Raw genomic sequence first — 1,850 nt, forward strand, 5'->3', positions numbered from 1 at the left:
AACGCTTTATCCGGCTTGTTTTCCCTCGTCGTTACATTCACAGCTTATTTCATTCTCTTTTCCCTTGTCAAATCCCCCGCCGTGGCCTACAAGGCACCGCAAAAAAATCCGACAAAACAATCCCACAACAAATTCAGGGGCCTAATTCGATCCCGCATCAGAGCGCACGAACCGACCACTGGAATTGAAGGGGGGTTGGTCACCCTCACCGGGGCAACTCATGAAACATTACACCCCCGTCGGGGTGGGAGCAAACCGTGAGGACGTCGGCTGCATCACGTCCCCGCTGCCGGTTCCAGAGACCGGACGGACCCGCATTTCCTCGGGAGACGGACGAGGTGCCGGGCCCTCGGGAACGATCCGATGAGGTGCCACGCCGGCTCCAAGCCCCGGCTCTGGTCGAGGCTACGGCGATCGTGCGGTGGTCAGTCTGGTCATGCGTGGTGCATGCGCGCCAGTTCCCCGTCGCGGCTGAATATCGACGTCGCGGCTGTATATCGCCAGGATTCCCAGTTCCCCGGAGTCAGCAACGGCGCTGGAGCGGCGGGGCACCGTGGCGGAGCACTGTGCGGCGTCGCCAGCCTCGACCACAAGCCCCCGGTCGCTGAGCTCCACGCGGGCCTGACCGCGAGCACGGTGAGCCGCTCTCATCCCACACGCATTTGGCCCTCAGGGCCTGATGCCGCCCCGACACCAACTCGCGTCGTGACCACGACCGCTCCTGCCGCTACCTTGTAGCGCGAGAGTAGCCAGGTGGTCACGCCTACGTACAGCGCGGGCTGGGGTCGAACAGCGACGTCATCCTCTTCCTTCAAGCTAATGGGCCGGAGCCGTGTCCGCTCTCCCCAGTAACGATGGCGTTCACACTGAAGCTCGACGACCGCTCGCTCGGCGCAGGCCGGATCATCACTGCCACGGGCAGTAAGAATGGACTGCCTGAAATGCCCGGTGTCGCCGCGCGATGGGCTGAGGACATGCTGCACTGCGCCTTCTGCTGCGGCTACGAAATGCGCGGCCAGCACATTAATTTGCTCGCCACCGGCCCGATGCCCAGCAATCTGGCCGCGTTGTTCCGACTGCTCAGCCCGTACGTCACCGTGCTGGCTCACACCGCGCCACCTGCTACAGCCCAAGGCAAGGATCTGGTCGAGCGGGGCATCACAGTCCTGCCGCAATTCGAGGTCCAGGTACTCAGCCACGAAGACCGCTTGACCGGCTGCATGAGCCTGCACGACGGGAGCCAGCCCGAGCTCGATGCCCTCTTCGTCGAAACCCTCATGCAAGCGCGGGCTGATTTCCTCGGCCCCTCGGCCTGTTCCGCAACGACCTCACCGTCAACGGTCAGGTCGTTGTCACGCTGATCGAAACCGAGCCGATCGGTGACCTCCGACTTTCGGGGAGCGATCTACCGTGCAGCATCCGCTCCCAGCCCTGCCGCACCTATTACCCGGTCAGCGCAGCGGGACAAACCGGGCCCTCGAGTCCGGCGAAGCGGGAGCACTCGAGCACGGCCTCGTCGCGCTCCTTCTCCGAGATGTCACACCACACTGGGGTCAGGTGTAGGAACCGGCGCGCTGCACCTCAGCAGGCCTGGGCTACCGTGCGGTGGGACTGGGAGCCCGTCGGGAGAGGCTAACTGCCTGCGCCGTAGCCCGGAGAGCCTGCCAGCCCGCCTGCTGGCTGGGGTGCGGACCTCTAGACCGGGATGTGCCGGCCTGCCGGCCGCAGATATGTGCCTGAGGACCACCTGTGCCCTGGGTGCGCCCGCCGGCTGAGGCGCGGGCTCGGTGTGTGCCGGCTGTGGTGACTAGCGCTGTCGGGCGTTGCCGGCAAGTGGATGGGTGGGCCTG

2 protein-coding genes are annotated in these 1,850 nt (G+C 65.0%); both read left to right on the forward strand.

Annotated features, from left to right (window positions below):
* A partial coding sequence (locus P5G52_RS18255) for a hypothetical protein (protein WP_301230247.1) occupies positions 1-188 on the forward strand: 188 nt, incomplete at its 5' end.
* Between the two features lie 666 nt (positions 189-854).
* Positions 855-1,361 carry an NAD(P)/FAD-dependent oxidoreductase gene (locus tag P5G52_RS18260; RefSeq protein ID WP_301230248.1) on the forward strand — a complete coding sequence of 169 codons (507 nt, stop codon included), beginning with the start codon at positions 855-857 and terminating at the stop codon, positions 1,359-1,361.
* Positions 1,362-1,850: the final 489 nt, after the last annotated feature.

Source organism: Arthrobacter burdickii, from assembly GCF_030433645.1.
Taxonomy (GTDB): domain Bacteria; phylum Actinomycetota; class Actinomycetes; order Actinomycetales; family Micrococcaceae; genus Arthrobacter_D; species Arthrobacter_D burdickii.